Source organism: Hyphobacterium sp., assembly GCF_043584775.1.
Classification (GTDB): Bacteria; Pseudomonadota; Alphaproteobacteria; order Caulobacterales; family Maricaulaceae; genus Hyphobacterium.
Genome location: NZ_CP121327.1, coordinates 480,376 through 504,141, shown reverse-complemented (window position 1 = coordinate 504,141; position 23,766 = coordinate 480,376). Strand labels below are relative to the sequence as shown.

Sequence of the window (23,766 nt, the reverse complement as noted above, 5' to 3'; positions counted from 1 at the left end):
CACGCACTCAGTCCGAACCGGGGGACATTACATGAATCATCTGCCGCCATTGGCCTTTTGTCTGTCGCCGCTCGACCGCGCAGAAGTCGTCCGCCGCGACGCCGCCGCGCTGAAAGCACTCGAAAAGCAAACGGATGCACAGGCCGTATTGTTCCTCAGAGGCGACCCTGCGCTCGCCGACAATACACTTTTACGCTGGCCTTTCTCCAAAGCCGTCAGGATGAGCCAGGTCGCCGAGCCGATATTGCTCGGACTGCAGGACGGCGCACCGCTTTACGCGGTGGATCTGTTGCCGGATGCGGAAACACCCGGCCTGCCGGAATTCACCGACACGCGCACTGCCGGCATGCGGGTCTCTATCGAGGAAAGCGGAATACTGGCGCAGGCCCGGTCGTTGATCGAATGGCGGCGCAAGCATCGTTTCTGTTCCAATTGCGGGGCAGAAACGCACCAGGCCGAGGCGGGCCGCAAGCGAATCTGTCCCGACTGTGGGACCGAACATTTTCCGCGCATTGATCCGGTCGCCATCATGCTGGTCGTCAAGGATGACTGGTGCCTTCTGGGCCGTCAGGAATCCTGGCCGGAGCGGATGTGGTCCGCGCTCGCGGGCTTCATGGAGCCGGGCGAGACCATCGCCGATGCCACTGCGCGCGAGATCTGGGAGGAGGCCGGCATTCAGTGTGATCCGTCAACGGCAGAAATCGTCGACAATCAGCCCTGGCCCTTCCCCTCATCCCTGATGATCGGACTGATTATAGAAGCCGTGACCGTTGGAATTACCGTCGACGCGCACGAGCTGGAAGACGCACGCTGGTTCTCCAGGGACGAAATCCGCGCCATGCTGTCTGGGGCTCATCCGGAAGCGGATATCCCCCCGAAAATCGCCATTGCCCGGCGTCTGCTGGAGGTCTGGGCCTCTCGCAGTTGAATATGAAAACGGCCGCGCTAAACCAGCGCGGCCGTCCTTCAATCGTCAGTAATTGGCGATCAGGCCAGATTACCGGCCACCGCCGAAGCGGCGCACATAGGTGATGGCGTAGACATTGCCATCCGAATTGCCGAAATCGTAATTCGTGTAATCGACGCGGAAACCATTGCGCTCGTCGAAGAAATACTCGCCGCCTACGCCGAAGGCAAAGCCGTCAAGGCTGTCGGTGATGGACACACCCGGCACCGACGCACCCACATCCGCCGTCGCATAGCCGACACGGGCAAACAGGTTAGCGTTTTCAGAGACCGGAGCGCGCGCAATCACAAAACCGGCGAGAGCGTAATTCAGTTCAACATCAACCGGCGTGTTTGCCACGATGAGCGTGTCATCGCTGACACCAAAGTCCAGCTGGCCTTCGAAACCGAAATGCTGGGTGAACTGATAATCACCGCGCAGCGTAACCGCGCCAACATCAACGCTGGCGCTGGAATCGGTGAGGTTGGCAGCCGCATAGCCGATGCCATAGGTAAAATCGCCCTGACCGGCGAAGGAAGCTGAAGCCGCGGCAAGTGCCAGTGCGGAAGCAGAAACAAGAGTACGCAACATGTTATGCCCTTTCATGGGAAACTGGATATTCGATTGCTGGCCGGCCACATGTTGGCCGAATGCAATGTGAGCCCTCATAATCTTTTGCAAGCCTGATGCCATCAGAACTGCGAAAGCGTTGTTAAGCCGGGAATGTAGGCTGAATAATGGCAAATATCCAGCTTTCCTGCAGAACGTGCACCCCGCGACGATGCGCCACTGGACGAGACCGCATCAGACCGGTAAGTGACGGACAACATCAATTGGTTGATTGGCCGCTTTCTGCGTGTCAAACACCGCCGACTTGTCAGACTTTTGGGGACCAGCATGGGTGATCTCTTCTGGAACAAAGTAGCCGCCGCCGTTATCGGCCTCGTTTTGATGGTCATGGTGATCGGCGTCGTCGGGGACATTGTTTTCCCTGAGGAACAACATGGTGGCGACGAGCATGCGTCGCTGGCCTATCCGATTGATCTTGAAGCGGTCATGGGCGGCACCGGTGGTACCGGCCCCGTCGAGGAAGAAGTGATCGATCTCGGTACACTTCTGGCAAACGCGAATGCATCGTCTGGCGAGCGCACCTTCCGTCGTTGCGTCTCCTGCCACAATGCCGCGCCCGGCGCCGGCAATCTGCAGGGGCCGAATCTCTGGGACGTTGTGGGCCGCGAAGCCGGCACCTATCCCGGCTTTGCCTACACCGCCGAGATGAGCGCACATGGTCCCTGGACCTATGAGGCCCTCGACTCCTTCATCGAGAATCCGCGCGCCGATGTTCCGGGCACGGCCATGTCCTTTGCGGGTATCCGCAATGAGGAAGATCGTGCGGACCTGCTGGCCTATCTGCAGACCCTGTCTGACAATCCTGTTGCCTTCCCGGCCCCTGCTGCGCCGGAAGCCGAAGAGGAGATGGCGGGCGACGAAATGATGGAAGGCGCGGAAGGCGAAATGACCGAAACGGCCGGCGACATCGAAGATCAGATGCAGGCTCTGGAAGAGGCCGGCGAAGCGGTAATCGACGATCAGGCCGGTGACGGCGCCATGCCGGAGGACGCTCCGGAAGAAGGCGGCAACTAGCCGCTGATCCGGATAACGGATGTGACAGGCGAGTCGTGACCCACGGCTCGCCTTGTCGTTTCTGACAGCGGCTCGATCACCGTCTCCATGAAATGCGCATTGGCGTGGAGGATGCGGGCGGCGTCCAACATGATGCCCACATGCCCCGCCCAGAAAACGATGTCCCCGCGCTGAAGCGGCGCGTCGGCGTCGATGACCGTGAAGCGTTCGGCAAATTCGCCTTCCTGCATGCTGGTATCGCGCAGTACGGCAATACCGGCCGCTTCGAGGGAAGTCTGAACCAGCCCCGAACAATCCAGCCCCAGGCTTTCCTTGCCGCCCCATTGGTAAGGTGCTCCGAGGAAACGCTCGGCCACCGCCACAAAGTCGGGCGCCGCATGGTCCAGTGGCACAAGATGGCCGTCAAACACCCAGCCCCGGCCATTCGCCGAAACGAACCGGCCCCTGGTCTCGCCGGCCGCAATCTTCGCATTCATCGACAACAGGCCATGGGTGGCGGATTTGAGGTCGGGCTCTGAAAACAGATAGGTCCGCAAGGCGGATACGCGATGGGTCGGCGGCGTCACCGGAGCCGACAGGGCCGCCATGTCGACAAAGCCGACATAGCCGTCATGCCGGGAAAACCCCCAGGCCCAGCCGTCTTTTTCTTCCAGCACCGCAAAGACTTCACCGAACAGGGTCTGCGTTTCCATCGCACCGTCATCGCGCGGGTCGCGCCGGATTGCCGTCACACAGGCCGACACCTGCATATCGACCGGCTCGGCAAAGCGATCCGCCTGAACCCGACCTTTCAGATGGGCCGCGGCGAGATCGCCACGCGCAGGAAGCAGATTCTTGTGCGTCATCTATTTCCCGTACAGCGTTTTCAGCGCTTCCCACGCCGCGCGCGAGCCGAGCATTTCACCCCCCGCCGGACGGCCCGGCCGATCTTTCGGATTCCAGGCGAAAATGTCGAAATGGCACCAGCGGAGACCGCCGGTAAAACGGCGCAGGAAGAGGGCAGCGGTAATCGATCCGGCAAACCCGCCATCTCCCGTATTCTTGAGGTCGGAAATCGCCCCGTCGAGCTGATTGTCATAGCCATCCCACAGCGGCATCCGCCAGAGCGGGTCGGCCACTTTCGCCCCGCCCTTGCTCAGCGCGTCGGCCAGCGTCTCGTCATCGGTATAGAAAGGCGCGAGATCCGGCCCCAACGCGACACGCGCCGCACCGGTCAGAGTCGCAAAATCGAGGATCAGGTCGGGTTTGTCCTCAACCGCCTTGGCCAGAGCATCGCCCAGCACCAGACGGCCTTCGGCATCGGTATTGTCGATCTCGACCGTCAGCCCCAGGCGCGAGGTCAATATATCGCCCGGACGGAAAGCCCCGGCGCTGATCGCATTCTCGGCAGCGGCGACCAGCAGATGCAGCCGCACAGGCAGTTTCGCATCCATGATCAGGCGCGCCAGCGCCATCGCATTGGCGGCACCGCCCATATCCTTCTTCATGAGGCGCATGCCGGCGGCCGGCTTGATGTCCAGCCCGCCGGAATCAAACGTGATACCCTTGCCGACAATCGCCAGGCGCGGATGGGAAGGATCGCCCCACTCCAGCTCGATCAGGCGCGGCGCGCTGTGCGCTGCCCGGCCGACAGCGTGCAGCATGCCATAGCGCTCCTTCAGGAGATCATCGCCCGACGTGACGCGCACCTCCGCTCCGAAAGCCGCCGCCAGCGTCTCGGCCTCGGCCTGCAAACCGTCCGGGTCCATATCGCCCGCCGGCGTATTCACCAGATCCCGCGCCAGCCAGATGGAGCGCACAACGCGCGTCGCCTCATCCGCATCCGCGCCCTCGATCGGCGCCAGACGGGCGGGCTGGCGCGTCGGCTTTTTATAGCGCGTGAACTGATACGCCCCGGCCCCGAACGCAATCATCGCCAACGTCGGATCAATTTCACCGATATCCCCCGTCAGCGACCAGTCGCCTTCCGACAGCGTCTTGGCCGCATCGCCAAACGCAAACGCGTCCGTCCCGTTACCCAAGCCGATAATCGCATCGACACCGGCGCTTTCCGGCATCAGGACGATGTGTCCGGCATCCCCCTTGAACGCGTTCGCCTTCGCAATTGCACGGCCTTCATCTGTCAGCGGTGCGGGCAAATCTCCGGCCAGGCTGGCGGTCACGGCCAGAAGGCGGCGGGTGGAGGACGAGGCGGGCGGGAATATGTCGGTCACGGGCAGGGCTCCGGAAAATCTCTATGTGCAAACAAACCGCCGGAACAGATTAACGCAATCTTGACCGGCGCAGGGAAGAGTAAACCTCTGATTCTGACGGTAAAGGACTTCGCCCATGCGGACCCTGACGAAAATCACCCTGATGGCCTCCATCTCGCTGCTCACGGCTTGCGCCACAGCGCGGACAGATCAGGAGCAGGCGCTCGCCGACGATCTCACGCAGCGTGCCTCCATTGTTCCCGCCAGCGCCGCCGAGCGCGAAGCCATTCGCAGCCAGGACTTGCTGACTCAGGCCGCCTTCTGGGCCGAAGCCCATGAGCTCAATCCGGGCGACCGGGAAGCGGCGGTTGAACTATCCCGCGTTCTGCGCAGCCTGGGACAGACCCAGCGCGCCGCCGCCGTGGCGCGTCAATCCATGGCCCTCTTCCCGCAGGATATCGACCTTCAGCTGGCCTACGGTACGGCCTTGACCGAGGCCGGACGCGGGGCAGCGGCCATTGAATCATTGACCCGGGTGAGCGCTGCGCGTCCCGATGACTGGCAGGTGATGAATATTCTAGGCGTCGCCTACGAACAGGCCGGCCTGCGTCAGCAATCGCGGCAGAAATATATCGAAGCCCTGCAGATCGCGCCCGGCGAACCCTCCATCATGTCCAATCTCGCCCTGTCCTATGCGTTCGATGGCGATGCCGCGCAGGCCGAACGTCTGCTGCGGGAAGCCATGGCGCGTCCGACAGCCGCCGCGACGGTCCGGCAGAATCTGGCTCTGGTGATCGCCCTGCAGGGCCGGTTCGATGAGGCCGAAGCCATGGCCCGTGTGGATGTCAGCCCGCAAACGGCAGAGGCGAATATGGCCTATGTCCGCGCCATGCTGACCAGTGGCCGCCGCTGGGATGCCATCCGCGACGACAGCGGCGCCCGCTGATTGAGTTCAGACTTCAGTTGACCCCATACCCGCCGGATACGGCGGCGGTGGCACATCGTCCGGCTTTTCCTCCACGCGCTTGAGCGGGAAAAGCCCTTTCAGGGCCGGATCCACCAGCGTCGTATCAAAGCGGAAATTCTCGGCATGATCGCGCAGGGCGGACGGCGGACGCCCATCGCGCGTATTCTCGATCGCACGATAGAGCGCATAAAGCCGCAGATAACCCTTGTCGTCTTTGGAAAGACTGGTGTCGTCCAGGCGCTCGAACACCTTGATCAACTGGTTGAGGCCCGTCTTGCGCTTGCCTGCGGACAGGTCTGTCAGCGCCATGACCAGCGCCACCTTCCAGCCGGTTTCGGCAAATTCGACGCGTTTGGGCACCGCTGTCAGCTCGTCACGCGCACGCGCCACATCACCGCCGACCAGCGCCTTGAGCGCGGCCTCGCTGGCGCGGCTGGCAATCACATTCGATTGCGCCCGGTCTTCGCTGTTTCTGCGGCCTAACATGGGAAGGTTTTAGCGGCAGGACACGGCCTTGGCGAGGGTGAACGCCAGACAGGCGAATCCTACATCGCCTGGTAGCGCATGATGGCCGGGCCCAGAATGACCACAAAAAGCACCGGCAGAAAGAAGACAATCATCGGCACAGTCAGCTTGGCTGGCAGGGCGGCGGCTTTCTTCTCCGCATTCGCGAGGCGCATATCCCGGTTTTCCTTCGCCATGACGCGCAAGGCCTGACCCAGCGGAGTCCCGTAGCGTTCGGCCTGGATCAGCGCGGTGGCAACGGACTTCACGCCCGGATGATTGGTACGCTTGGCCAGATTTTCATAGGCCGTCCGCCGGTCCTGAAGGTAGGACAATTCCGCCGTTGTCAGCGATAATTCCTCGGCCAGTTCAATGGATTGTGCGCCCACCTCGCCGGAGACCTTCTGGAAGGCCGCTTCAATCGACATGCCCGCTTCCACACAGATCAGCAGAAGGTCCAGACCGTCGGGAAAGGCCATCATGATGGATTGCTGACGCTTGGCCGCAGCATTGGTCAAATAGAGATTCGGCGCATAATAACCGGCCATGCCGATACCGGCCGCCACGCACCAGCGCGTAATGGTGGGCAACCCGAAATCATTGATAAAGAAGACATAGAAAGCCGCCCCGCCAAAGAGCAGTATCGGCGCTGCCAGCCGGAAGAAATAGAAGGTCATCACCGGCCCGTTGCCGCGGAAACCCGCCTGGGTCAGCTTGTCCTTGAGGTCCGGGTCTTCAAACAGCTTTTGCAGATTCAGGCTCTGCACAATCGTCTTGGCCAGGCTCTTGTCTTCCTTGCCGCGCAGCTTGGAGGCATGCGCCTCCTCCAGCGCTTCGCGCGATTTGCGGCGCAGCTCTTCCTTGCGGTTCTGGACACCCTTGATGCGGTTTTCCAGCTTGTTCTGCCCCATCATGGGAGAGGTCAGCGTGACCACGGTCGCAAAGACGGCAATAGCGGCAATCACCGACCACAGAAATTGCGGGTTGGTGACGAGTTCGGCAATGTCCTGCATGTTCATGGCCGCCCCCTAATGCTTGAAGTTGATCATGCCGCGCATCATCAGAATGCCGAGGCCCATCCATATCCCGCCGCCCAGCAACATGAGCTGGCCCTTGGGTTCGACGAACATGGCCGTCATGTAGGACGGCGTCGTGAAATAAACGATGGCGAGCACGCCCGGCGGCAAGGCGCCAATGATCATTGAGGAGGCCTTGGCTTCCGATGACAGCGCGCCGATCTTCTCGCGCATCATCTTCCGCGCGCGCAGAACGGCCGACAGATTGCCCAGCGCTTCAGCCAGATTGCCGCCGGTCTTGGCCTGAATAGTCAGCACGGTCGCGAAGAAATTCAGCTCCGGCAGCGGCATCCGCGTGACCATTTTCTTGATGCCATCTTCAAGGGTGACACCCACAGCCTGGGCTTCCACCAGTTTCTTGAATTCGGAGGCCACCGGCTCAGCCGATTCGCGCGCAATCACCTTGATGCATTCATTCAGCGGCAGGCCGGACTTGATGCCGCGCACGATGATATCGAGCGCATTGGCAAACTCGGCCGTAAACTTCTTCTGCCGTCCGGAGCGCCGCATGCCGAGAAACCAGCGCGGCAGGCCCAGCCCGGCTGCGACCGACAAACCCGCCGAGATCAACAGGCTCTGCCCGGTCAGAATGGCGCCAAGAAAGCCCAGTATCGCCAGCACGCCCGAAGCTATCCAGAAGGTGCGCGGCGAGAAGCTGAAACCCGCCTGCTCGATCTGGGATTTCAGGGTCAGGGATTTTTTCTTCGCGCTCTTCTGCTTATCCTCGATTTCCTTCAGGGAATCCTGGACCTGCTTGCGGCGCTGAACGGTATTGTCCGCCTGTTGGGCGCGCGCCTTTCGCGGACCAGAGCTGGACACGACCGCCTTGCGGCGAGCCGATTTCTGGCTCTCACCCAGTGCGCCCGCCACAACCCAGCCAACACCACCCACGGCGATGAAGGCGGCGACGGCGGCAAACAGAAGCGGCATTTGTCCCTGCATCACTAGTCCTCCGACGTATCGAGCGCGGCGGCGAGCTCGCGTTCGAGGCCATAATAGCGGGCGCGGTCCCAGAAACGCGGACGCGCAATGCCGGTGGATTTGTGCTTGCCGATAATCTTGCCATCCGCATCCTCGCCTTCCATCTCGTAGACGAAGAGGTCCTGGGTCACGATGACATCGCCTTCCATGCCCATCACTTCCGTGATGTGCGTGATTTTCCGGGAGCCATCGCGCATCCGCGACGCCTGGATAACGACATCGATGGAGCCGGCAATCATTTCCCGTATGGTTTTGGAGGGCAGGCTGTAGCCGCCCATCGTGATCATCGATTCAATCCGGGACAGGCCTTCGCGCGGATTGTTGGCGTGCACCGTGCCCATCGAACCGTCATGGCCTGTATTCATAGCCGACAAAAGATCGAACGCTTCAGGCCCCCGCACCTCACCGACGATGATCCGTTCGGGGCGCATCCGAAGGCAGTTCTTTACCAGGTCCCGCATGGTGACTTCGCCGGAGCCTTCGAGATTCTTGGGGCGCGTCTCCAGCCGCACGACGTGCGGCTGCTGCAATTGCAGTTCGGCGGCGTCTTCGCAGGTGATGATACGTTCTTCTGGGCCGATGAATGCGGTCAGGCAGTTGAGTAGCGTCGTTTTACCGGAACCGGTACCGCCAGAGATCAGAACGTTACAACGGGATGTGCCGATGATTTCCAGAACCCGCGCGCCTTCCGGTGTGATCGAGTTGAAATCGACCAGATCCTGCATGCGCAGCTTGTCTTTTTTGAACTTCCGGATGGTGAGCGTCGGCCCGTCCAGCGCCAGAGGCGGCGCGATCACATTCACCCGCGAACCGTCGGCAAGGCGGGCGTCACAGATCGGGCTGGCTTCATCCACCCGGCGGCCGACCTGGCTCACAATCCGCTGACAGATATTCATCAGCTGGCCATTATCCCGGAAGCGGATATTGGTTTTTTCCACCCGGCCCGCGACTTCGATGAACACATCGCCCGCGCCATTGACCATGATGTCGGCGATGTCATCGCGTGCCAGCAAGGGCTCGAGCGGGCCATAGCCCAGCACGTCATTGCAGATGTCCTGCAGCAGGCGTTCCTGCTCGGCAATCGACATCGCCACATTCTTGATCGAGATGATCTCGGTGACGATATCGCGGATTTCCTCGGCCGCCGTCTCATTGTCGAGCTGGGCCAGTGCGCCCAGATCAATCGTATCGATCAGCGCGTTGAAGATCGTCGTCTTGGTCGCGTAATACTCGTCCGTCCGTTGCGTATCGGCGGTCGTTGCCACTGGTTTGACTTTCGGCGCGGGCTTCGGCCCGGGCGCAGCAGCCGGTTTGGGCGCGGGCTTGGGGGCCGGTTGCGCAGGAGCCTCTGCACGCGCAGCCGGGCGGCTGGCAGGTGCAGCAGAAGCCGGCGCGGGGGCCGGCTTCGGGTCAGGTCTGGGCGCTGTAGCGTCGCGCTTACCGAACATGGCTCAGATCACTTTCCAAACAGGCCTTTGAAAAGACCTTTCTTTTGAGGGGCGGCCACACGGCCGGACAACATGGCGGCAAGATGCGAGAAGCCCTCTGCGGCTTTCGATTTCGGGTCGATCTCGGCAATCATCTGCCCGTCATTTGCGGCCTTGCCGAAGAGTTGCGGCTCGAAGGGCAGAACCAGGGCGGGCTGCACGCCCAGCGCCTCGGCGAAATCCTTCACCGGAATTTCCGGGCGCTTGGCAATCCCGGCCATATTGATCACCACTTTCGGCGGTTCATCATTCGGGCGCGAGGCATGGATGAGATCGAACAGATTCTTGGCATTCCGCAGGGAGGCCAGTTCCGGCGTGACCGTCACCACCACCTGATCAGCACCGAGAATCGTATGCTTCACCCAAGGCGACCAGGTATGCGGCAGGTCCAGCGTGATAAACGGCGCCTGCCGGCGGATCTTGTCGAGCACCGTCTCATAGGCTTCGGGACCGAAATCCCAATCTTTGTCGAGCGTCGCCGGAGCAGAGAATAGCGAGAGGCGTTCCGTGCAGCGCACCAGAAGCCGGTCCAGCAGCGCTTCATCCAGCCGGTCGGGATCATTCAGCGCATCGCCCAGCGTCTGCGCCGGGTCCTGATTGAAATCCAGTCCCGCCGTACCGAACGACAAATCCATATCGACCAGTACGCAATCGGCTTGCGAATTCTCGGAAATACACCAGGCCGTATTGTGCGCCACCGTGGAGGCCCCGACACCGCCCTTGGCGCCGATGAAGGCAATCGTCTTGCCCGCAAACGGCGCTTCCGGATCAAGATAGAGGCCGGAAATCGTACGGATCAGATGCAGGGGCGACATGGGCGGTACGAGATATTCGCTCACGCCGCGCTTCATCAGCTCGCGATAGAGCGAAATATCATTGGCCGCGCCGATGATGATGACTTTCGTTCCCGGATCACACGAGCCGGCCAGTTCTTCCAGCTGATCAAACAGGCCCTGTCCGCGCATCCCTGATTCGATGATCAGGAGATCCGGCGTCGACTGGGTGGAGAAGCGGTTGATGGCCGCGGGCAGACCGCCCAGTTCCACCTCGACATGCGCCTTGGACAGGCGGCGGTCATTGGCGGCATTGTGCACAAGGGCACCGCTTTCCGGACGCTCGCAAAAGGCGTGGATGGTGATCCGCGGAATCGGCTGATCCGGGATGTCATCATCAATCTCGCCGACCAGCGGGTCGATAAGCTCGGGCGCATAGGCGTCTGGCGCATAGGCGTCAAAATCCGAGCCGGCATCGGCAACCGGATCTGCCGCATAATCGTCGGCTTCGGCCCAATCGTCTTCGGGCGCCGCCACTGGCTCTTGCGGTGAGGCCGCAGCGCGCGATCCGAACGGACGCGGCGCTTCACCGCCATCGCTGAAGCCGTCCAGATCGCCGAATTCCTCATAGCCGTCATCGGCACTGTCGCTCAGAAGGCGGCGTTCCACCTCTGCCGGATCCAGAAAGTCATCCTCGTCCAGGAAGTCGTCATCATATGTCTGTGGCTCAGCCATTCTTCTTATCCAGCTTTATTCGACCGCAGAGGAAACGGCGCCGCTTTCATCATCGCGGCGCTGCGTACCGGTGGGTTCACCCCGGCGATAGGTATCAAGGACGGTCTGACGGCGGCTGCCATCAGGCGCATCGGAATCGGTCGGCCCGACCAGATGATAGGGATCGCCCACCATGGCGGCGCGGTTCTGGGCCATAAAGCAGCCAAATCCGGCATAGGCCTGATTGTCGCGCTCGCGGACCAGATCGTCCCATTGCCGGTTTTCACATTCCGCCGGCATTTCCGCGACATAGTGTAGATAGCTGACAATCAGCGGCGCATTGCCTAGGCCCGACGCATTGTAGGGGCCTTCTTCGGTATAGCGGGCGGTGACGCCTTGCGCATCGAGGAAGGCGCGCAATTCGCTCAAGGCCGAATGCGCCGCCGCATCTTCGCTTCCGCCATGCGGATAGGAGACAACAAGCGGGCCGTGGCCATTGGATTTGTAATGGTCGACAAAGGCCTGAAACGTGCCCAGCTGGGACCACAGAAGGCCATTGGCCTCCGGATCAACCAGCAAGTCCATCCGCGCCGCTTCCTGCACAGGACGGGCTTCCGGAAAGCCGATCAGATTGGTCGTTGACGTTCCCGTGGTCCCGCAAGCAGCCAGAAACGCGGCGGGAATGAGGGCGGTGAGAGCTTTTATCATCTTCATTTGCCTTCTCCCCTAATCGATCAGGAACCCGACAGGACCGGTCCACGACCGGCCTTCTGTCTGTGCGCCCGGCACGGCGTAGGCGCGGTTGATATTGCCGAAGACAAGGGTTTCCACTTCGCTGGCTTGACGGAAGCCGTCCAGAGGCGTGGCCGCTTCATTCTGATTGATCGGATCCACCAGATAGGGCGTGACGATCACCACCAGCTCGGTTTCCTGGTTTTCAAAGTCGCGCGAACGGAACAGCGCACCCAGAACCGGCAGATTCTGGACGCCCGGCACGCCATCGAGATTCTGGCGCGTTTCTTCCTGGATCAGACCGGCCAGAACAAGGCTGCCGCCAGACGGCAGCTCGACCGTGGTTTCGGCGCGATTGACGTTCAGGCCCGGAATGGTCAGGCCCGGCACAGTGCCGATCACATTGCCCTGATCATCGGTGACATTCTGCGAACCGAGCTCCAGCGAACCCTGATTGGTCAGCTCGGAAATCTCGGTCGAGATGCGCAGCGAAATACGGCCTTCGGACAGGACGACCGGCGTGAAGCCCAGGCCGACACCGAATTGCTTGTATTCGACAGTAATATTGCCGTCGCGGTCGCGGCCGACCGGCACGGGGAACTCGCCCCCGGCAAGGAAATTGGCCGCTTCGCCGGAAATCGCCGTCAGATTGGGTTCCGCCAGCGTCCGCACCAGACCGACGCGTTCCAGCGCCTGGATCAAGGCCCCGGCAGAGCGAATATCGCCGCCGCCGGTATTGGTATAATCAAACTGCCCGCTGACACCGCTGAGGGCCCGGCCCACCAGCGAGAATTCCTGCTCGGTCGCCACATTGAAGGCCACATCATCCAGCTGGCCCGCGGCAGAGAGATTGATCCCCAGCTGGCGAACAATCGTGCGCTGCATCTCCACGATCCGCACCGACAACATGACCTGTTCGCGGCCCTCGATCGACAGCATGGACAGAACGTTTTCCGGATTGTCGGTCCAGCGTTGCGCCAGACGCAGGGCCGTATCCGCCTCGGCAGCGCTGCGCACGGAACCGGACAGGACGATATGATTATTCATCGCCTCGGCCATCACCACGCGGTCCGGAAGGAAACGGTCCAGCGCTTCCTGAAGGGCGCGCATGTCGCGCTCCACGCGGATATCCAGATCGAGGATGAGATTGCCGTCCGCATCAAAGAAGAAGGCATTGGTCTGGCCAATCGCCTGACCCAAAAGATAGGCGCGGGTCGGCGTGCGGATAACCGCGTCGGCGACTTCCGGATTGGTCACCAGCACATCCACGGCATCCACCGGCAAATGGATGATGGCAGCCTTGCTGAGCGGCAAATCGAGGACTTCCGATGTCGGCCCGTCACCTGTGCGGGTGATATAGACCTGCATGGTCGTCGAACCGGAGCTCGATTGCGCCATGGCCGTCCCGGCGGGAAGCGTCATGACCAGCGCGAGTATGAGGGCGCGTAACATTTCCGGCCTCCTAGTTGTCACCGGCCGAAACCACACGGGCCTGACCATAGCGATAGACAACCATCTGATCCTCATCGCGCAGCGGCTCGAAATCTTCCGGGTCCGGGCGATTCAGATTGGGGTTGGGTTGGCGCGAGACGAGACGCGGGCCGCCTTCGCCATCGGCAAGGCTGCGCAGCGACAGCGAGATATCTCCGCGCGCCACGGCCAGAACAACGGCATTGGCCTGTTCCGGCGTCAATTCAAGGGTCGCGGTTTCTCCCACGACGACGCTTTCGGCATCCTCTTCCCCGCCGAATGTCTGGTCGATAGCCAGGATGCGGGCATTCTCGACGACGGTCTCGGCCACAAAGAAGCGGCGGCGGGCATTCCCCTCTTCCTCGGCTTCGTAGGAAACGATGACGTCAACCCGGTCGCCGGGAAGGATGAAACCGCCAGCCCCGGTCTCGGCGCTGATTGGTACAGAGGTGGCGCGCATGCCCGGCCCGAGCACCGCCGACATGAAACCGGCCTCGCCGGCCTGCAATAAAAAGCGGGGGGAGACAGGCTCGCCCTCGGAAATTTCACTGCGAACCACGGCACCGGCAAATTCTTCGGCCGCATCCGGCTCGCGATCCCGGCGGATCTGCGACGGGCTGACCGCATCTTCCGGCCAGGCCTGCCAGTAAAGGTCGCTGGCCTGAACGCGGGAACCGACAGGCAAATCGCGGCGCGCCGCCAGCACATCCACCGTGCTGGCCTGCACGACTTGCGGCTGAGCCGTAGCCGGTTCCGGCGTGGAAGACGACTGGTACACAAAGTAGGCAGCGGCAGCCGCAGCCAGCGCAGCGGCGATCAAAACTATGATTCTGGCGGCATTCATCAGCGCGAATCCCCTCGGGTTACGCGCTCATCTCACCTGTAAATTCCAAAAGGGGAGTTAAGATTCGAATGTGATTGCAATCTATTGGGAAGGTTTCTTCACAAATCGGAAAATCACATCGCCGCCAGAAGGAAAATCTGGCTGTCCGGAAGAGTCCACAAAGCGCCTGCAGCAAGGGCAATCCCGTAGGGCGCAGGCGCGCCATCGGCGAGCAAAGTGTTGGTCATCCAGCGCTGCGGTAATCCTGTTGCCGGAGCGGCCCGGCGCAGCATGATCAGCGTCACCGCCAGCAAACCGCCCATCAAGGCGGCCTTTCCGAGGAACATCAGGGCATCCGGCCAGCCGAACCAGAGCGCGGCCGCGGCCACGAGTTTAGCATCTCCGCCGCCGATCCAGCCGGGGGCAAACAGGGCCATGCCGATGAGCAGGGCTACAAAGCCGACCAGGAGATGAAGACCGAAATCCATCCAGCTCAGCCCGAGAAACAGTGCCGCGACGGGAAAACTCAGGGCCAGTATCCCGCAGAGCCAGTTCGGAATCGTGTAACTCATGGCATCGCGCGCTGCGGCGAGCACCATGAGGAATACAAAGACCAATAAAACGAACTGACCCGCCATCTCTTTTCTCCGGATGATTTCGTATTGTCTATAGAGCAACAGGCTTAACAATCGGTTGGCTCCGATCCGGGCCCTATCCGGATAGCAAAAGGGGCCGCCCGATGGGCAGCCCCTTGAACGCTTTGGATTGTCTCGCGAACTAGATCGCGTCGGCAACCGTCTGCATGTTGTCACGAACGCCGGTACCGAGCGCCGTCACGGCACCGATAATAACCACAGCGATTAGAGCAGCGATCAGGCCATATTCGATAGCCGTTGCACCAGATTCATCTTTGAAAAAGCGAGTTACGATTTGCATTGGGTCTACTCCCGTGTTGCTAGCCACACATCCACTTCAAGGAGGCTTTTTGTCCCGACCTCTCTTGTCGTGTGCAAACAATAAAACACAGGACCGTTTAAAAGAGGTGAATACTCATACTTAATTATGTACTAATATTTCAGACCGTGATTTATAGTTAACATGGGCTAAACAAAACAAGTGTAAATCGAATGTGATCTTCGAACCTTTCCGTTTAGAAAGTCTTCACGCGGCTGCGCTCATATAAGAGAGAACAGCGACACCCGTGGAGCACGCCATGCGTAAAGCCCTGACCGCCCTTGCCTGCCTTCTGTTTGTCCCGGCCATGGCCGCAGCCGACCAGATGCTGGAAGTCGAGCACGCCGATGTTGTCCGCCTCCAGGCCTCAGCCTCCACCGTTATTATAGGCAATCCGGCCATCGCCGATGCGGTTATTCATGACCGGCGGACATTGATCGTCACCGGCCGCCTGTTTGGCCGGACGAATATCATCGCGCTGGATCGTCAGGGCCGGGTGATTTATTCGGAAGACTTTGTCGTTGGCCCGTCGACCTCCGGACAGCTTGTCCTGCAACGCGGCGCAGCCCGCACCACCATGACCTGCACGCCGCATTGCGTCGCTAGCCCGACCGTCGGTGATGATTCCGATGCATTTGATACGGCGACCGATCAACAAAGCGCGCGGATCGGTCTGGCAGCAGAGGCCACGGCGATCACAGAAGACTCCCAGAGCCCGCGCAGCCTTGAAGGCGGCAATGAGTAAAGCGGCTTAGCGCGCCATTAACCCTGCCTCTTCACGCGGGTTTAAGTGCTTCATGTATAGAAAGCGTGCTGATTTCCGGAGCCGGAACATGCACAGGACAGGTTTTTTCAGATCCTTCCGCAAAAATCGCGACGGCGCGACCGCTGTCGAATTTGCGCTGATTGCCGGCCCGTTTTTCTTTTTTCTGATGGCGTTGATCGAGGTTGCGGCCGTCTTCTTTGCCGAAACCGTTATTGAAAATGCCGTTCTGGAATCGGCCCGCCTGATCCGTACCGGACAATTGCAGGGCGGCGGCGGTGATGCGGCCAGCTTCCGGACGGAGGTCTGCGACCGGATTGAAGTGATCGCCGATTGCGATCAGATGGTGTTTGAAGTCGCTGTCTTTGACGACTTTGACGATATCAATCCGACCCCGCCCATTGCCGATGACGGCACGCTGAATGGTGGAAACATGGGGTTCAACCCCGGTGATGCCGGCGATATCGTGCTTGTCCGGGTCTATTACAGCTATCCGCTGATCCTGCCGAACATGTTCGGCGCCGCCAGCAATCTTCCGGACAATCGCCGCCTGATCCAGTCCTCCACCGTCTTCCGGAACGAGCCCTTCGATGATTAGGTCCGCGCGCAAATTTCTTCGCCGCCTGGGCGGCAACCGGGACGGCGTTTCAGCGGTTGAATTCGCCCTGATCGCCCCGGTCATGGTGCTCTTGTATCTCGGCATGGTGGAAATCTCGCTGGCTCTGTCGGTCGACCGGAAAGTCACCAATGCCGCCAGCGCCCTCGCCGACCTGGTCGCTCAGGATGACGTCATCACGAATGGCGAGATGGTCGATATTCTCAACGCCGGCGCCGCCATTATCGCCCCTTATGATCCGGCCAATTTCTCGGCCCGGATCTCCAGCGTCTCCATGGATCTGACCGGTGATGTCGCCGTCGACTGGAGCGATGCCCGCGGCACGCTGGCCCGGGCCGAAGGCTCGCAACCAACCCTCCCCGCCGGCGTGCTGACGCCGGGCCGGTCGATCATCTGGGTGGAAGTCGGCTATGCCTATGAAGCCCCCTTCCGCGAAGTCACCGGCGATTTCGACATAGAAGAAGAATTCTTCCTGCGTCCGCGCCAGTCCCTCGTGGTCAGCCGCGACTGATCAGAGATCAGCGGCTCGCAAGCGGTCAAGGACGTCCGACGCGGCCTCAAACACCTGTCCATCGATCGCAGATACCGGCATCACCCCGCCCACGGAATTTGTGATCCATACCGATCGCGCCGCCATCAACGTGTCAGGCCCGGCCTCGATTTCTTCGGCGGGCCAGCCGGCGTCTTCCAGCCAGCGCATGACGCACTGACGCATGACGCCATTGCGAATGCCGCACCCGGTGGAGGGCGTGAAGACCTGACCGTCCTGCTCCCAGAACAAATTGGCGCTATCGGCCCCGGATACGAGGCCCGATTCCGTCAGCAGCAGGGCCACATCGCCGCCGCGCGCAACAGCCTCCCGGCGGGCGGCCAGATTATCGGCATAGCTGAGCGTCTTGAACCGCACCGCCAGACTGCTGGCCGAGCGGCGCAGATCGACCAATGCCAGACGGATCGCCTCCGGCCGCGGCGGCACGGGGAAGTGCTCGAAAAACAGACGGACATCGGGATCAGGGATTGGTGCGAGCCCCCGTCCTCCGCCTCCCCGCGTCAGGATCAGCTTGCCAACACGTTCACCGTCCGCGCCTGTCACGCCGGCGATTGCGCGCTCAATGCCGGCCCAGTCCGGCACTGGCAAGTCCAGCGCCGCACACGCGGACGCCAGAGATGCCGCATGCGGATCAGAATGACGGATGCGTCCGCGTGCGATACGAAAGGTCTCGAACACGCCATCGCCGAGCAGAAATCCGCGATCCTCCACCGGCAGACCGTCAATCGGCCGGGCTTTTCCGTCTGTCAACGCCCACATCAATCAGTCTCCAGAGCCGCCTGAAGCGCGCTCAGCTTGTGCAACGTCTCTTCATACTCGGCTTCGGGTTCCGATTCGATGGTGATCGCTCCGCCCGATCGCGCCGCAATCTGCCAGTCGCTATCGGTGCGGAGAAGGTCCAGCGTCCGGATCATGACATTGAGGTCCATCGCCTGACCGCCCTCCCCGATCCAGCCCAGCGCACCGCAATAGGCACCGCGCCGCGCCTGCTCGGCCTCCGCAATCAGCTTCATCGCCCGGATTTTCGGTGCGCCGGTGATCGAACCGGGCGGAAAAGCCGCACAGATCAGATCGAACGCATCCTTGTCCGCCTGCAAGCGGCCTTCCACGGTCGAGACCAGATGATGGACATTGGCATAGCTTTCCACCGCATTCAGGCGCGGCACTTTGATACTGCCCGGCGTGCAGACACGGGAGAGGTCATTGCGCACCAGATCGACAATCATCAGATTCTCCGCCCGGTCCTTGCCGCTGGCGGACAAGGCGTCTGCTTCCGCCCGGTCCGCATCAGGATCGGCGCGGCGCGGCCGCGTGCCCTTGATCGGGCGGCTCTCGACGCGGCCAGCCTCCAGTTTCAAAAACCGTTCCGGCGAATTTGTAATCACCACATGTTCGCGTGTCGGCCGGAACCAGGCGGCATGGGGCGCATCGCTTTGCGCGATCAGGCGAAGAAAGACCGCCCAGGGATCTCCCTGCAGGCGTCCGGAAAACCCTTGCGACAGATTGGCCTGATAGATATCCCCGGCGCGGATATGCGCGATCAATGTCCGGCAGGCGGCCAAATAGGCATCGCGGGACCAGGCGGGCTGGACCTCTCCGCGGGCGGGTTTGGCCGGAGGCTGCCCGATATGCAGCCCGGTTTTCAGGCGCGCGCGGCCCTCTTCACTGCCCTCCAGCGTCAGGCTCTGCCTGGCCGGATCGAATACCGCCCAGGCCGGATAGACGCCGAGGCGGACCAGCGGAAACCATTTGTGCGGGGGCGCCAGCTTCGCCTCCAGCACCGCCGCGAACTCATAGTCGAACAATCCGGCCAGCTGATATCCTTCGGCCAAAATCGTCCGCGCACGGTCCAGGAATGCCGCCAGATCATCCCCCGGCCAGAATGTCAGGAATTCGATCGGCAAGGCATAAAGCCGCGATTGCGAGCCCTGCCCGCCCTGAAGCAGCAAGGAACCATCCTGTATGCGAAAGGGCGCAAAGGCCCGCTCCGGCGCGATCCAGTCCAGTGGTTCCGAACCGTTTGCGCTCACCTGGCTATCAGATTGGCCCGGACCGCCGCGACTTCATCTTCCGTCAGGCCGAGCACCTCGGTGACATAGCTTTCCGCCGAACCGATCTCGTCAAACGCCTCGTCGAGATATTCGCCCTTCACACCAAGGAAGACGCGCATCGATTCTTCGGGCACCTTGCGCTCATAGGTTTCCTCGATCCGCTTGTGGATCAACGGCACCAGCAAATCATAATCGACCGCCGTATTGGTCATCAGATAATCGTCGTAGATATCGTCCTTCGAAGCCCCGGCCAGAGACAGGGCCAACGCACAGAACAGACCGGTCCGGTCCTTTCCGGCCGCACAATGCACGACGAAGCCTTCATCGGGGCCATGCGTGGCCAGCTCGCGCAATCCGGCGGTAAACACCTCCTGATTGCCCTTCTCGTTCGGCAGGCGGCGATAGGTCGAGCGCATGAAATCGGCCACACCTTCCGGGCTCATATCCCCCGTCCGCAAAAAGCGCATATGCGGCGGTTCGGCATGTCCGGCGACATCTGATTGCAAAATGCGATAGCCTTCGCCCCAGCTGGAAGGTTCATTATCCCTCTCGCGCGGGCGGCGCAGATCGGCGATGACCGAAATATTCAAAGCGTCGAGCTTGGCCCGGTCCGCCTCGGTGACATTGTGAAAATGCCCGGAGCGGTAGAGCCCCGAGCGCACGCGCGTCCCGTCCCGTCCGGTGTAATCACCGAAATGGCGGAAATTGCGAATACCTTCAAAATCAAGAACACGGCTCATGCTGGTCTGCTACTGGACCGGGCCGAAAAGGGCAAGACACACCAAAAAACAATCGCCCATTCGGGTGAAAAAACATCGGAAATGCACAAGGCGGAAAAGCCGCAGAAACACCTACCGGAACGGCGGCTCGTCGAAGCTGCGCAGTTTGCGGGAATGCAGCGCATTCGCCTCATTGCTGCGTAGTATCTCGACGGTTTCAATACCCGCCATCAGGTGTTCGGAGACCGATTTCTGATAGAAGAGATTGGCCGCGCCGGGCAGTTTCAACTCGCCATGCAAGGGCTTGTCGGACACGCACAGAAGCGTTCCATACGGCACGCGCAGGCGGAAACCATTGGCGGCGATCGTCGCCGATTCCATGTCCACCGCAATCGCCCGGCTCTGGTTGATGCGCCGTGCCTCGGCATGATAGCGCAGCTCCCAGTTTCTATCGGCATAGGTGGCCACCGTCCCGGTGCGCAGGCGGCGCTTGATGTCCTCGCGGCTATCACCGGAGACGCGTTTCACCGCATCGGCCAACGCAATCTGGATTTCCGCGATCGGCGGGATCGGGATCTCCACCGGCAATTCGCGGTCCAGCACGCTGTCATAACGCAGATAGGCGTGCGCCAGCACGTAATCGCCCAGACGCTGGGAATGACGCAGACCGCCGCAATGGCCGATCATCATCCAGCATTCAGGCCGCAGCACGGCCAGATGGTCGGTGATGTTCTTGGCGTTCGACGGTCCGACCCCGATATTCACGAGCGTAATCCCGCGTCCGCCGGGCGCTTTCAGGTGATAGGCGGGCATCTGGAAACGCCGCCAGGGCGCGGCCTCGACATCGGCGCGCGGATTGGGCGTTTTGGCATCTACCTCGACAAAGCCGGCCGCCGAGAAGCTCTCATACTCATTATCCTCTTTCAGCTGCCCGATCGCCCAGGCCGCAAAGGCGTCCACATAGCGATGATAATTGGTGAAGAGGATGAATTGCTGGAAGTCTTCATACGGGCTGCCGGTATAATGCTTCAGCCGTTGCAGCGAGTAATCCACCCGCGGCGCATCAAACAGCGTCAGCGGACGCGGCGCGCCCGGCGGCGGCGTGCGCTCGCCATTAGGCAGGGCATCATCGATCTTCGCCAGATCGGCATAGGGAAAATTGCGCACCAGATCGGCCACAGAGGCCGCGTCCAGATCGAGATCCTCTGCCCCGTCGAGCACCGTCGAAAAGGCGATCTCGTCTGCGGACGGGCCGGTTTCGATCGTGATGTCATACTGATCATTCAGCAGGGTCAGCTGCTCGACCAGATAGTCGCGAAACAATTCGGGATGCGTGATCGAGGAGGCGTAGAGCCCCGGCTCGGAGAACTTGCCGAAGGCCCGGCTGACCGGCGGCGGCGAGCCTTCCGGTTCATAGCGCACGCGCAATTCGGGATAGGCGAAGGCGCCGGCCTCGCGGGCTTTCGGATCCGGCGCAATGCCGCCATCCAGATAGGCTTTCAGCGCAAGGCGGAGATTTTCAACCGAAGCGGAATGGAGGTCCACTAGCCGGTCAACGGCCGCCTCCGGTGTTTTTGCGATTTCAAACGTTTTCATGGCCAGCTAATGCCGGAAACAGGCGCAGGCGGCAAGTCGAAAACCCTACTCCGCCGGCAGGTCGTTCAGCGGCTTGCTCTTCTGGAATTTGTCGAAACTCGCCCAGACACCATCATCGCCATGCCATTCACCCTTGGTCGCGCCCTTGGAATATTCCGTGGCGCGCGCCTCGAAGAAATTGGCGTGCTCAACCCCGTTCAGAATCTCGGTCAGCCAAGGCAGCGGGTGTTTCTCGATCCCGAAAATCGGCTCCAGCTTCAGCTGGCGCAGGCGCCAGTCGGCAATGTAGCGGATATAGCGCTTGATATCGTCGGGCGTCATGCCTTCCACATCGCCGGCTTCAAACGCCAGCTCGATGAATTTGTCTTCCAGCGCAACGACCGTGCGGCAGCATTCCACGATCTTGTCCTTGACCGCTTGCGTATAGGCACCGGTTTCTTCCGCAAAGGTGTGGAACATCTTCATCATGCCCTCGCAGTGCAGCGATTCATCGCGCACCGACCAGGATACGATCTGCCCCATCCCCTTCATCTTGTTGAAGCGCGGGAAATTCATCAGCATCGCGAAAGAGGCAAAGAGCTGCAGGCCTTCCGTGAACGCACCGAACACCGCCATCGAGGTCAGCACATCCTCGTCCGTCTCCACTCCGAACTGGCCGAGATAGTCGTGCTTGGCGACCATTTCCTCATACTCGGTGAAGGCCGAGAATTCCGAATCCGGCATGCCGATGGTTTCCAGCAGCAAGGCATAGGCTGCGATATGGACCGTCTCCATATTCGAGAAGGCCGCGAGCATCATGCGCACTTCAACCGGTTTGAAGAGCGGCATGTAGTTTTCCATGTAGTTCGCGCCGACCTCGACATCGGACTGCGTGAAGAAGCGGAAAATCTGCGTCAGCAAATTGCGTTCGCGATCCGACAGATTCGTCGCCCAGTCCTTGCAATCTTCGCCCAGCGGCACTTCCTCGGGAAGCCAGTGAACCTGCTGCTGCTTTTTCCAGAACTCATACGCCCACGGATAGCGGAACGGCTTGTAGGAGTGGCTGACGGTCAGAAGGCCTGGACGCTGAGCGGTATCGGACATGGAAAACCCCGGTAATTCTATGAAAGCGACTCGCCTGACGGCGTGCCCTTAATCACTACATATTGGGGTTAATCGCCTCTAAAGGTCCAGACCTTGTAGGCACACTCTTCACAAGAAAATCGCGTTTTGTGGATAACTACCAGCGGCGGCTGAGCGAAAAGGCCGCAAAATCATCCGCCGCATCGTAATCATCAATGCCGATCCGCGCCGTGCGTTCGCGCCGGACATAGGCAAAGGACAGATCATTATCGCCAAAGCGCATGGCCACACCGGCCTGGGCATCGCCCACCACGGCATAAGGCTCCAGCGTCATGGCACCGCGCATATTCCAGCCCTCGGAGGGATCATACAAAAGCGCGCGGCGTTCCGCGCCGGCAAACAGATACCAGCTGGACCGGTCATCATCGTGCTGCAGATAGCGGCCAACGCGCACTTCCGCACCGGCCCCGGCGCCCGATCCTTCCGGACCGATGCTCACACCGGCGCGCGGTTCAAAGGACAGGTCCAGACCCGTTTCCCCACCATGAGAATCAAAGCGCGTGACATAATCGACCGCGACCGACGACCGGGTTTCCCGCATCGGACGGATAATCGCCGAATCAACGCCGGACTCCGGGTCAAACAGCCGGTCTGACCGGGACAGGAGATTCGGCTCATGCACGCGAACCTCGATCCGGGTCAGCTCGTCGAGCTGGCTGATCGCCGCCGAATAGCCGGAAAAGGCCGCCAGAGAGGCATTGTCGGTTCCGGTCTCGCCCAGAACGCCGGTTGCCACAGCAGCAGCGTTATTATCAATAAATGACGTGGATTCAGGCTGAGCCAGCAGAAATGGCGCCATGATCGCATCGTCAACATCGAAAGCGAGCGGCTGCCGCGGCGCATCCTGCGCATGGGCCAGCGCGGCGGTTCCGAAAACCACCAGCGATACCATCGCAATATGCCGACCCGGACGGCGCACGACTTCACTCCCCAAACTCAATTCGTTGATCAGGATATCATGGCTGTTTGTGAATTTCGCCTGAATTCAGCCGGAAAAACATGAATCTGACAGCTATGGTAAAGATATTTTTGAAAGCGTGACTCGAAACGCACATGGTGCAGCGCAACAAAAAGGGCGGCTCAATG

At 60.9% G+C, this 23,766-nt stretch carries 25 protein-coding genes; 6 read left to right on the top strand and 19 right to left on the bottom strand.

What is annotated here, in order from left to right; genetic code table 11:
* The first annotated feature begins 31 nt into the window (after window positions 1-31).
* Complete coding sequence (gene nudC, locus P0D52_RS02365; RefSeq protein WP_394693844.1) at window positions 32-928, top strand: NAD(+) diphosphatase; 897 nt, start codon at window positions 32-34, stop codon at window positions 926-928.
* 69 nt (window positions 929-997) lie between these two features.
* Here the strand turns inward: nudC and P0D52_RS02360 are convergent, their stop codons facing one another.
* Window positions 998-1,537 carry a porin family protein gene (locus P0D52_RS02360; protein ID WP_394693843.1) on the bottom strand — a complete coding sequence of 180 codons (540 nt, stop codon included), beginning with the start codon at window positions 1,535-1,537 and terminating at the stop codon, window positions 998-1,000.
* A 306-nt stretch (window positions 1,538-1,843) separates the two neighbouring features.
* Here P0D52_RS02360 and P0D52_RS02355 point away from each other — a divergent pair, with 306 nt between their 5' ends.
* Entirely contained in the window at window positions 1,844-2,590 is a 747-nt protein-coding gene (locus P0D52_RS02355; RefSeq protein WP_394693842.1) for a c-type cytochrome, read from the top strand.
* Here P0D52_RS02355 and P0D52_RS02350 read toward each other — a convergent pair.
* Both P0D52_RS02350 and P0D52_RS02345 read right to left on the bottom strand, forming a co-directional pair.
* Complete coding sequence (locus P0D52_RS02350; protein WP_394693841.1) at window positions 2,587-3,435, bottom strand: C40 family peptidase; 849 nt, start codon at window positions 3,433-3,435, stop codon at window positions 2,587-2,589. The two genes, P0D52_RS02355 and P0D52_RS02350, sit on opposite strands and share 4 nt — an antisense overlap.
* A complete protein-coding gene (locus P0D52_RS02345; RefSeq protein ID WP_394693840.1) occupies window positions 3,436-4,803 on the bottom strand; it encodes a leucyl aminopeptidase family protein in 1,368 nt (455 codons plus the stop codon). It abuts the gene before it with no gap.
* A 115-nt stretch (window positions 4,804-4,918) separates the two neighbouring features.
* Here P0D52_RS02345 and P0D52_RS02340 point away from each other — a divergent pair, with 115 nt between their 5' ends.
* Window positions 4,919-5,728, top strand: a complete 810-nt coding sequence (locus P0D52_RS02340; RefSeq protein ID WP_394693839.1) for a tetratricopeptide repeat protein — start codon at window positions 4,919-4,921, stop codon at window positions 5,726-5,728.
* Between the two features lie 6 nt (window positions 5,729-5,734).
* Here the strand turns inward: P0D52_RS02340 and P0D52_RS02335 are convergent, their stop codons facing one another.
* The 10 genes from P0D52_RS02335 to P0D52_RS02290 form a co-directional block, all read right to left on the bottom strand.
* On the bottom strand, window positions 5,735-6,235 hold the full coding sequence (locus P0D52_RS02335) for a hypothetical protein (protein WP_394693838.1): 501 nt from the start codon (window positions 6,233-6,235) through the stop codon (window positions 5,735-5,737).
* Between the two features lie 59 nt (window positions 6,236-6,294).
* Window positions 6,295-7,272 (bottom strand): type II secretion system F family protein, encoded by a 978-nt coding sequence (locus tag P0D52_RS02330; protein WP_394693837.1) that lies wholly within the window; start codon window positions 7,270-7,272, stop codon window positions 6,295-6,297.
* 9 nt (window positions 7,273-7,281) lie between these two features.
* Entirely contained in the window at window positions 7,282-8,271 is a 990-nt protein-coding gene (locus P0D52_RS02325) for a type II secretion system F family protein (protein ID WP_394693836.1), read from the bottom strand.
* A gap of 2 nt (window positions 8,272-8,273) precedes the next feature.
* The gene (locus tag P0D52_RS02320; RefSeq protein ID WP_394693835.1) at window positions 8,274-9,758 is read right to left on the bottom strand and encodes a CpaF family protein; all 1,485 of its coding nucleotides are present in this window, start codon (window positions 9,756-9,758) and stop codon (window positions 8,274-8,276) included.
* A gap of 8 nt (window positions 9,759-9,766) precedes the next feature.
* Window positions 9,767-11,305, bottom strand: coding sequence for an AAA family ATPase (locus tag P0D52_RS02315; RefSeq protein ID WP_394693834.1), 1,539 nt, complete (start codon window positions 11,303-11,305; stop codon window positions 9,767-9,769).
* 15 nt (window positions 11,306-11,320) lie between these two features.
* Window positions 11,321-11,998: a CpaD family pilus assembly protein gene (locus P0D52_RS02310; RefSeq protein WP_394693833.1), complete on the bottom strand. Its 678-nt coding sequence runs from the start codon at window positions 11,996-11,998 to the stop codon at window positions 11,321-11,323.
* A gap of 12 nt (window positions 11,999-12,010) precedes the next feature.
* Entirely contained in the window at window positions 12,011-13,468 is a 1,458-nt protein-coding gene (locus P0D52_RS02305; protein WP_394693832.1) for a type II and III secretion system protein family protein, read from the bottom strand.
* Window positions 13,469-13,478: 10 nt separating this feature from the next.
* A complete protein-coding gene (gene cpaB / locus P0D52_RS02300) occupies window positions 13,479-14,330 on the bottom strand; it encodes a Flp pilus assembly protein CpaB (RefSeq protein ID WP_394693831.1) in 852 nt (283 codons plus the stop codon).
* Between the two features lie 113 nt (window positions 14,331-14,443).
* Window positions 14,444-14,947, bottom strand: coding sequence for a prepilin peptidase (locus P0D52_RS02295; RefSeq protein WP_394693830.1), 504 nt, complete (start codon window positions 14,945-14,947; stop codon window positions 14,444-14,446).
* A 139-nt stretch (window positions 14,948-15,086) separates the two neighbouring features.
* Window positions 15,087-15,245, bottom strand: coding sequence for a Flp family type IVb pilin (locus tag P0D52_RS02290; RefSeq protein WP_187165614.1), 159 nt, complete (start codon window positions 15,243-15,245; stop codon window positions 15,087-15,089).
* A 277-nt stretch (window positions 15,246-15,522) separates the two neighbouring features.
* On the opposite strand from P0D52_RS02290, the gene P0D52_RS02285 reads away from it, so the two are divergent.
* The 3 genes from P0D52_RS02285 (at window position 15,523) to P0D52_RS02275 (ending at window position 17,153) form a co-directional block, all read left to right on the top strand.
* Window positions 15,523-16,008: a pilus assembly protein N-terminal domain-containing protein gene (locus P0D52_RS02285; protein ID WP_394693829.1), complete on the top strand. Its 486-nt coding sequence runs from the start codon at window positions 15,523-15,525 to the stop codon at window positions 16,006-16,008.
* Window positions 16,009-16,096: 88 nt separating this feature from the next.
* Window positions 16,097-16,624: a TadE/TadG family type IV pilus assembly protein gene (locus P0D52_RS02280; protein ID WP_394693828.1), complete on the top strand. Its 528-nt coding sequence runs from the start codon at window positions 16,097-16,099 to the stop codon at window positions 16,622-16,624.
* Entirely contained in the window at window positions 16,617-17,153 is a 537-nt protein-coding gene (locus P0D52_RS02275) for a TadE/TadG family type IV pilus assembly protein (protein ID WP_394693827.1), read from the top strand. Before P0D52_RS02280 ends, P0D52_RS02275 begins: the two co-directional genes overlap by 8 nt.
* Here the strand turns inward: P0D52_RS02275 and P0D52_RS02270 are convergent, their stop codons facing one another.
* The 6 genes from P0D52_RS02270 to P0D52_RS02245 all read right to left on the bottom strand — a co-directional run bounded on the left by P0D52_RS02270 (window position 17,154) and on the right by P0D52_RS02245 (window position 23,599).
* On the bottom strand, window positions 17,154-17,951 hold the full coding sequence (locus P0D52_RS02270; protein ID WP_394693826.1) for an aminotransferase class IV: 798 nt from the start codon (window positions 17,949-17,951) through the stop codon (window positions 17,154-17,156). It lies immediately after the preceding gene.
* Window positions 17,951-19,222, bottom strand: coding sequence for an aminodeoxychorismate synthase component I (gene pabB, locus P0D52_RS02265; protein ID WP_394693825.1), 1,272 nt, complete (start codon window positions 19,220-19,222; stop codon window positions 17,951-17,953). Before pabB ends, P0D52_RS02270 begins: the two co-directional genes overlap by 1 nt.
* On the bottom strand, window positions 19,219-19,983 hold the full coding sequence (locus tag P0D52_RS02260) for a tyrosine-protein phosphatase (protein ID WP_394693824.1): 765 nt from the start codon (window positions 19,981-19,983) through the stop codon (window positions 19,219-19,221). Before P0D52_RS02260 ends, pabB begins: the two co-directional genes overlap by 4 nt.
* A 111-nt stretch (window positions 19,984-20,094) precedes the next feature.
* Window positions 20,095-21,558 (bottom strand): AMP nucleosidase, encoded by a 1,464-nt coding sequence (locus P0D52_RS02255; RefSeq protein ID WP_394693823.1) that lies wholly within the window; start codon window positions 21,556-21,558, stop codon window positions 20,095-20,097.
* A gap of 45 nt (window positions 21,559-21,603) precedes the next feature.
* Window positions 21,604-22,641: a ribonucleotide-diphosphate reductase subunit beta gene (locus P0D52_RS02250; protein WP_394693822.1), complete on the bottom strand. Its 1,038-nt coding sequence runs from the start codon at window positions 22,639-22,641 to the stop codon at window positions 21,604-21,606.
* Between the two features lie 136 nt (window positions 22,642-22,777).
* On the bottom strand, window positions 22,778-23,599 hold the full coding sequence (locus P0D52_RS02245; protein WP_394693821.1) for a lipid A-modifier LpxR family protein: 822 nt from the start codon (window positions 23,597-23,599) through the stop codon (window positions 22,778-22,780).
* Window positions 23,600-23,766 lie beyond the last annotated feature (167 nt).

What these genes read in the sequence shown, in the direction of transcription:
- nudC (WP_394693844.1), top strand. Translation starts at nt 32, where the DNA reads ATGAATCATCTGCCGCCATTGGCCTTTTGTCTGTCGCCGCTCGACCGC.
- P0D52_RS02360 (WP_394693843.1), bottom strand. Translation starts at nt 1,537, where the DNA reads ATGTTGCGTACTCTTGTTTCTGCTTCCGCACTGGCACTTGCCGCGGCT.
- P0D52_RS02355 (WP_394693842.1), top strand. Translation starts at nt 1,844, where the DNA reads ATGGGTGATCTCTTCTGGAACAAAGTAGCCGCCGCCGTTATCGGCCTC.
- P0D52_RS02350 (WP_394693841.1), bottom strand. Translation starts at nt 3,435, where the DNA reads ATGACGCACAAGAATCTGCTTCCTGCGCGTGGCGATCTCGCCGCGGCC.
- P0D52_RS02340 (WP_394693839.1), top strand. Translation starts at nt 4,919, where the DNA reads ATGCGGACCCTGACGAAAATCACCCTGATGGCCTCCATCTCGCTGCTC.
- P0D52_RS02335 (WP_394693838.1), bottom strand. Translation starts at nt 6,235, where the DNA reads ATGTTAGGCCGCAGAAACAGCGAAGACCGGGCGCAATCGAATGTGATT.
- P0D52_RS02330 (WP_394693837.1), bottom strand. Translation starts at nt 7,272, where the DNA reads ATGAACATGCAGGACATTGCCGAACTCGTCACCAACCCGCAATTTCTG.
- P0D52_RS02325 (WP_394693836.1), bottom strand. Translation starts at nt 8,271, where the DNA reads ATGCAGGGACAAATGCCGCTTCTGTTTGCCGCCGTCGCCGCCTTCATC.
- P0D52_RS02320 (WP_394693835.1), bottom strand. Translation starts at nt 9,758, where the DNA reads ATGTTCGGTAAGCGCGACGCTACAGCGCCCAGACCTGACCCGAAGCCG.
- P0D52_RS02315 (WP_394693834.1), bottom strand. Translation starts at nt 11,305, where the DNA reads ATGGCTGAGCCACAGACATATGATGACGACTTCCTGGACGAGGATGAC.
- P0D52_RS02310 (WP_394693833.1), bottom strand. Translation starts at nt 11,998, where the DNA reads ATGAAGATGATAAAAGCTCTCACCGCCCTCATTCCCGCCGCGTTTCTG.
- P0D52_RS02305 (WP_394693832.1), bottom strand. Translation starts at nt 13,468, where the DNA reads ATGTTACGCGCCCTCATACTCGCGCTGGTCATGACGCTTCCCGCCGGG.
- cpaB (WP_394693831.1), bottom strand. Translation starts at nt 14,330, where the DNA reads ATGAATGCCGCCAGAATCATAGTTTTGATCGCCGCTGCGCTGGCTGCG.
- P0D52_RS02295 (WP_394693830.1), bottom strand. Translation starts at nt 14,947, where the DNA reads ATGGCGGGTCAGTTCGTTTTATTGGTCTTTGTATTCCTCATGGTGCTC.
- P0D52_RS02290 (WP_187165614.1), bottom strand. Translation starts at nt 15,245, where the DNA reads ATGCAAATCGTAACTCGCTTTTTCAAAGATGAATCTGGTGCAACGGCT.
- P0D52_RS02285 (WP_394693829.1), top strand. Translation starts at nt 15,523, where the DNA reads ATGCGTAAAGCCCTGACCGCCCTTGCCTGCCTTCTGTTTGTCCCGGCC.
- P0D52_RS02280 (WP_394693828.1), top strand. Translation starts at nt 16,097, where the DNA reads ATGCACAGGACAGGTTTTTTCAGATCCTTCCGCAAAAATCGCGACGGC.
- P0D52_RS02275 (WP_394693827.1), top strand. Translation starts at nt 16,617, where the DNA reads ATGATTAGGTCCGCGCGCAAATTTCTTCGCCGCCTGGGCGGCAACCGG.
- P0D52_RS02270 (WP_394693826.1), bottom strand. Translation starts at nt 17,951, where the DNA reads ATGTGGGCGTTGACAGACGGAAAAGCCCGGCCGATTGACGGTCTGCCG.
- P0D52_RS02260 (WP_394693824.1), bottom strand. Translation starts at nt 19,983, where the DNA reads ATGAGCCGTGTTCTTGATTTTGAAGGTATTCGCAATTTCCGCCATTTC.
- P0D52_RS02255 (WP_394693823.1), bottom strand. Translation starts at nt 21,558, where the DNA reads ATGAAAACGTTTGAAATCGCAAAAACACCGGAGGCGGCCGTTGACCGG.
- P0D52_RS02250 (WP_394693822.1), bottom strand. Translation starts at nt 22,641, where the DNA reads ATGTCCGATACCGCTCAGCGTCCAGGCCTTCTGACCGTCAGCCACTCC.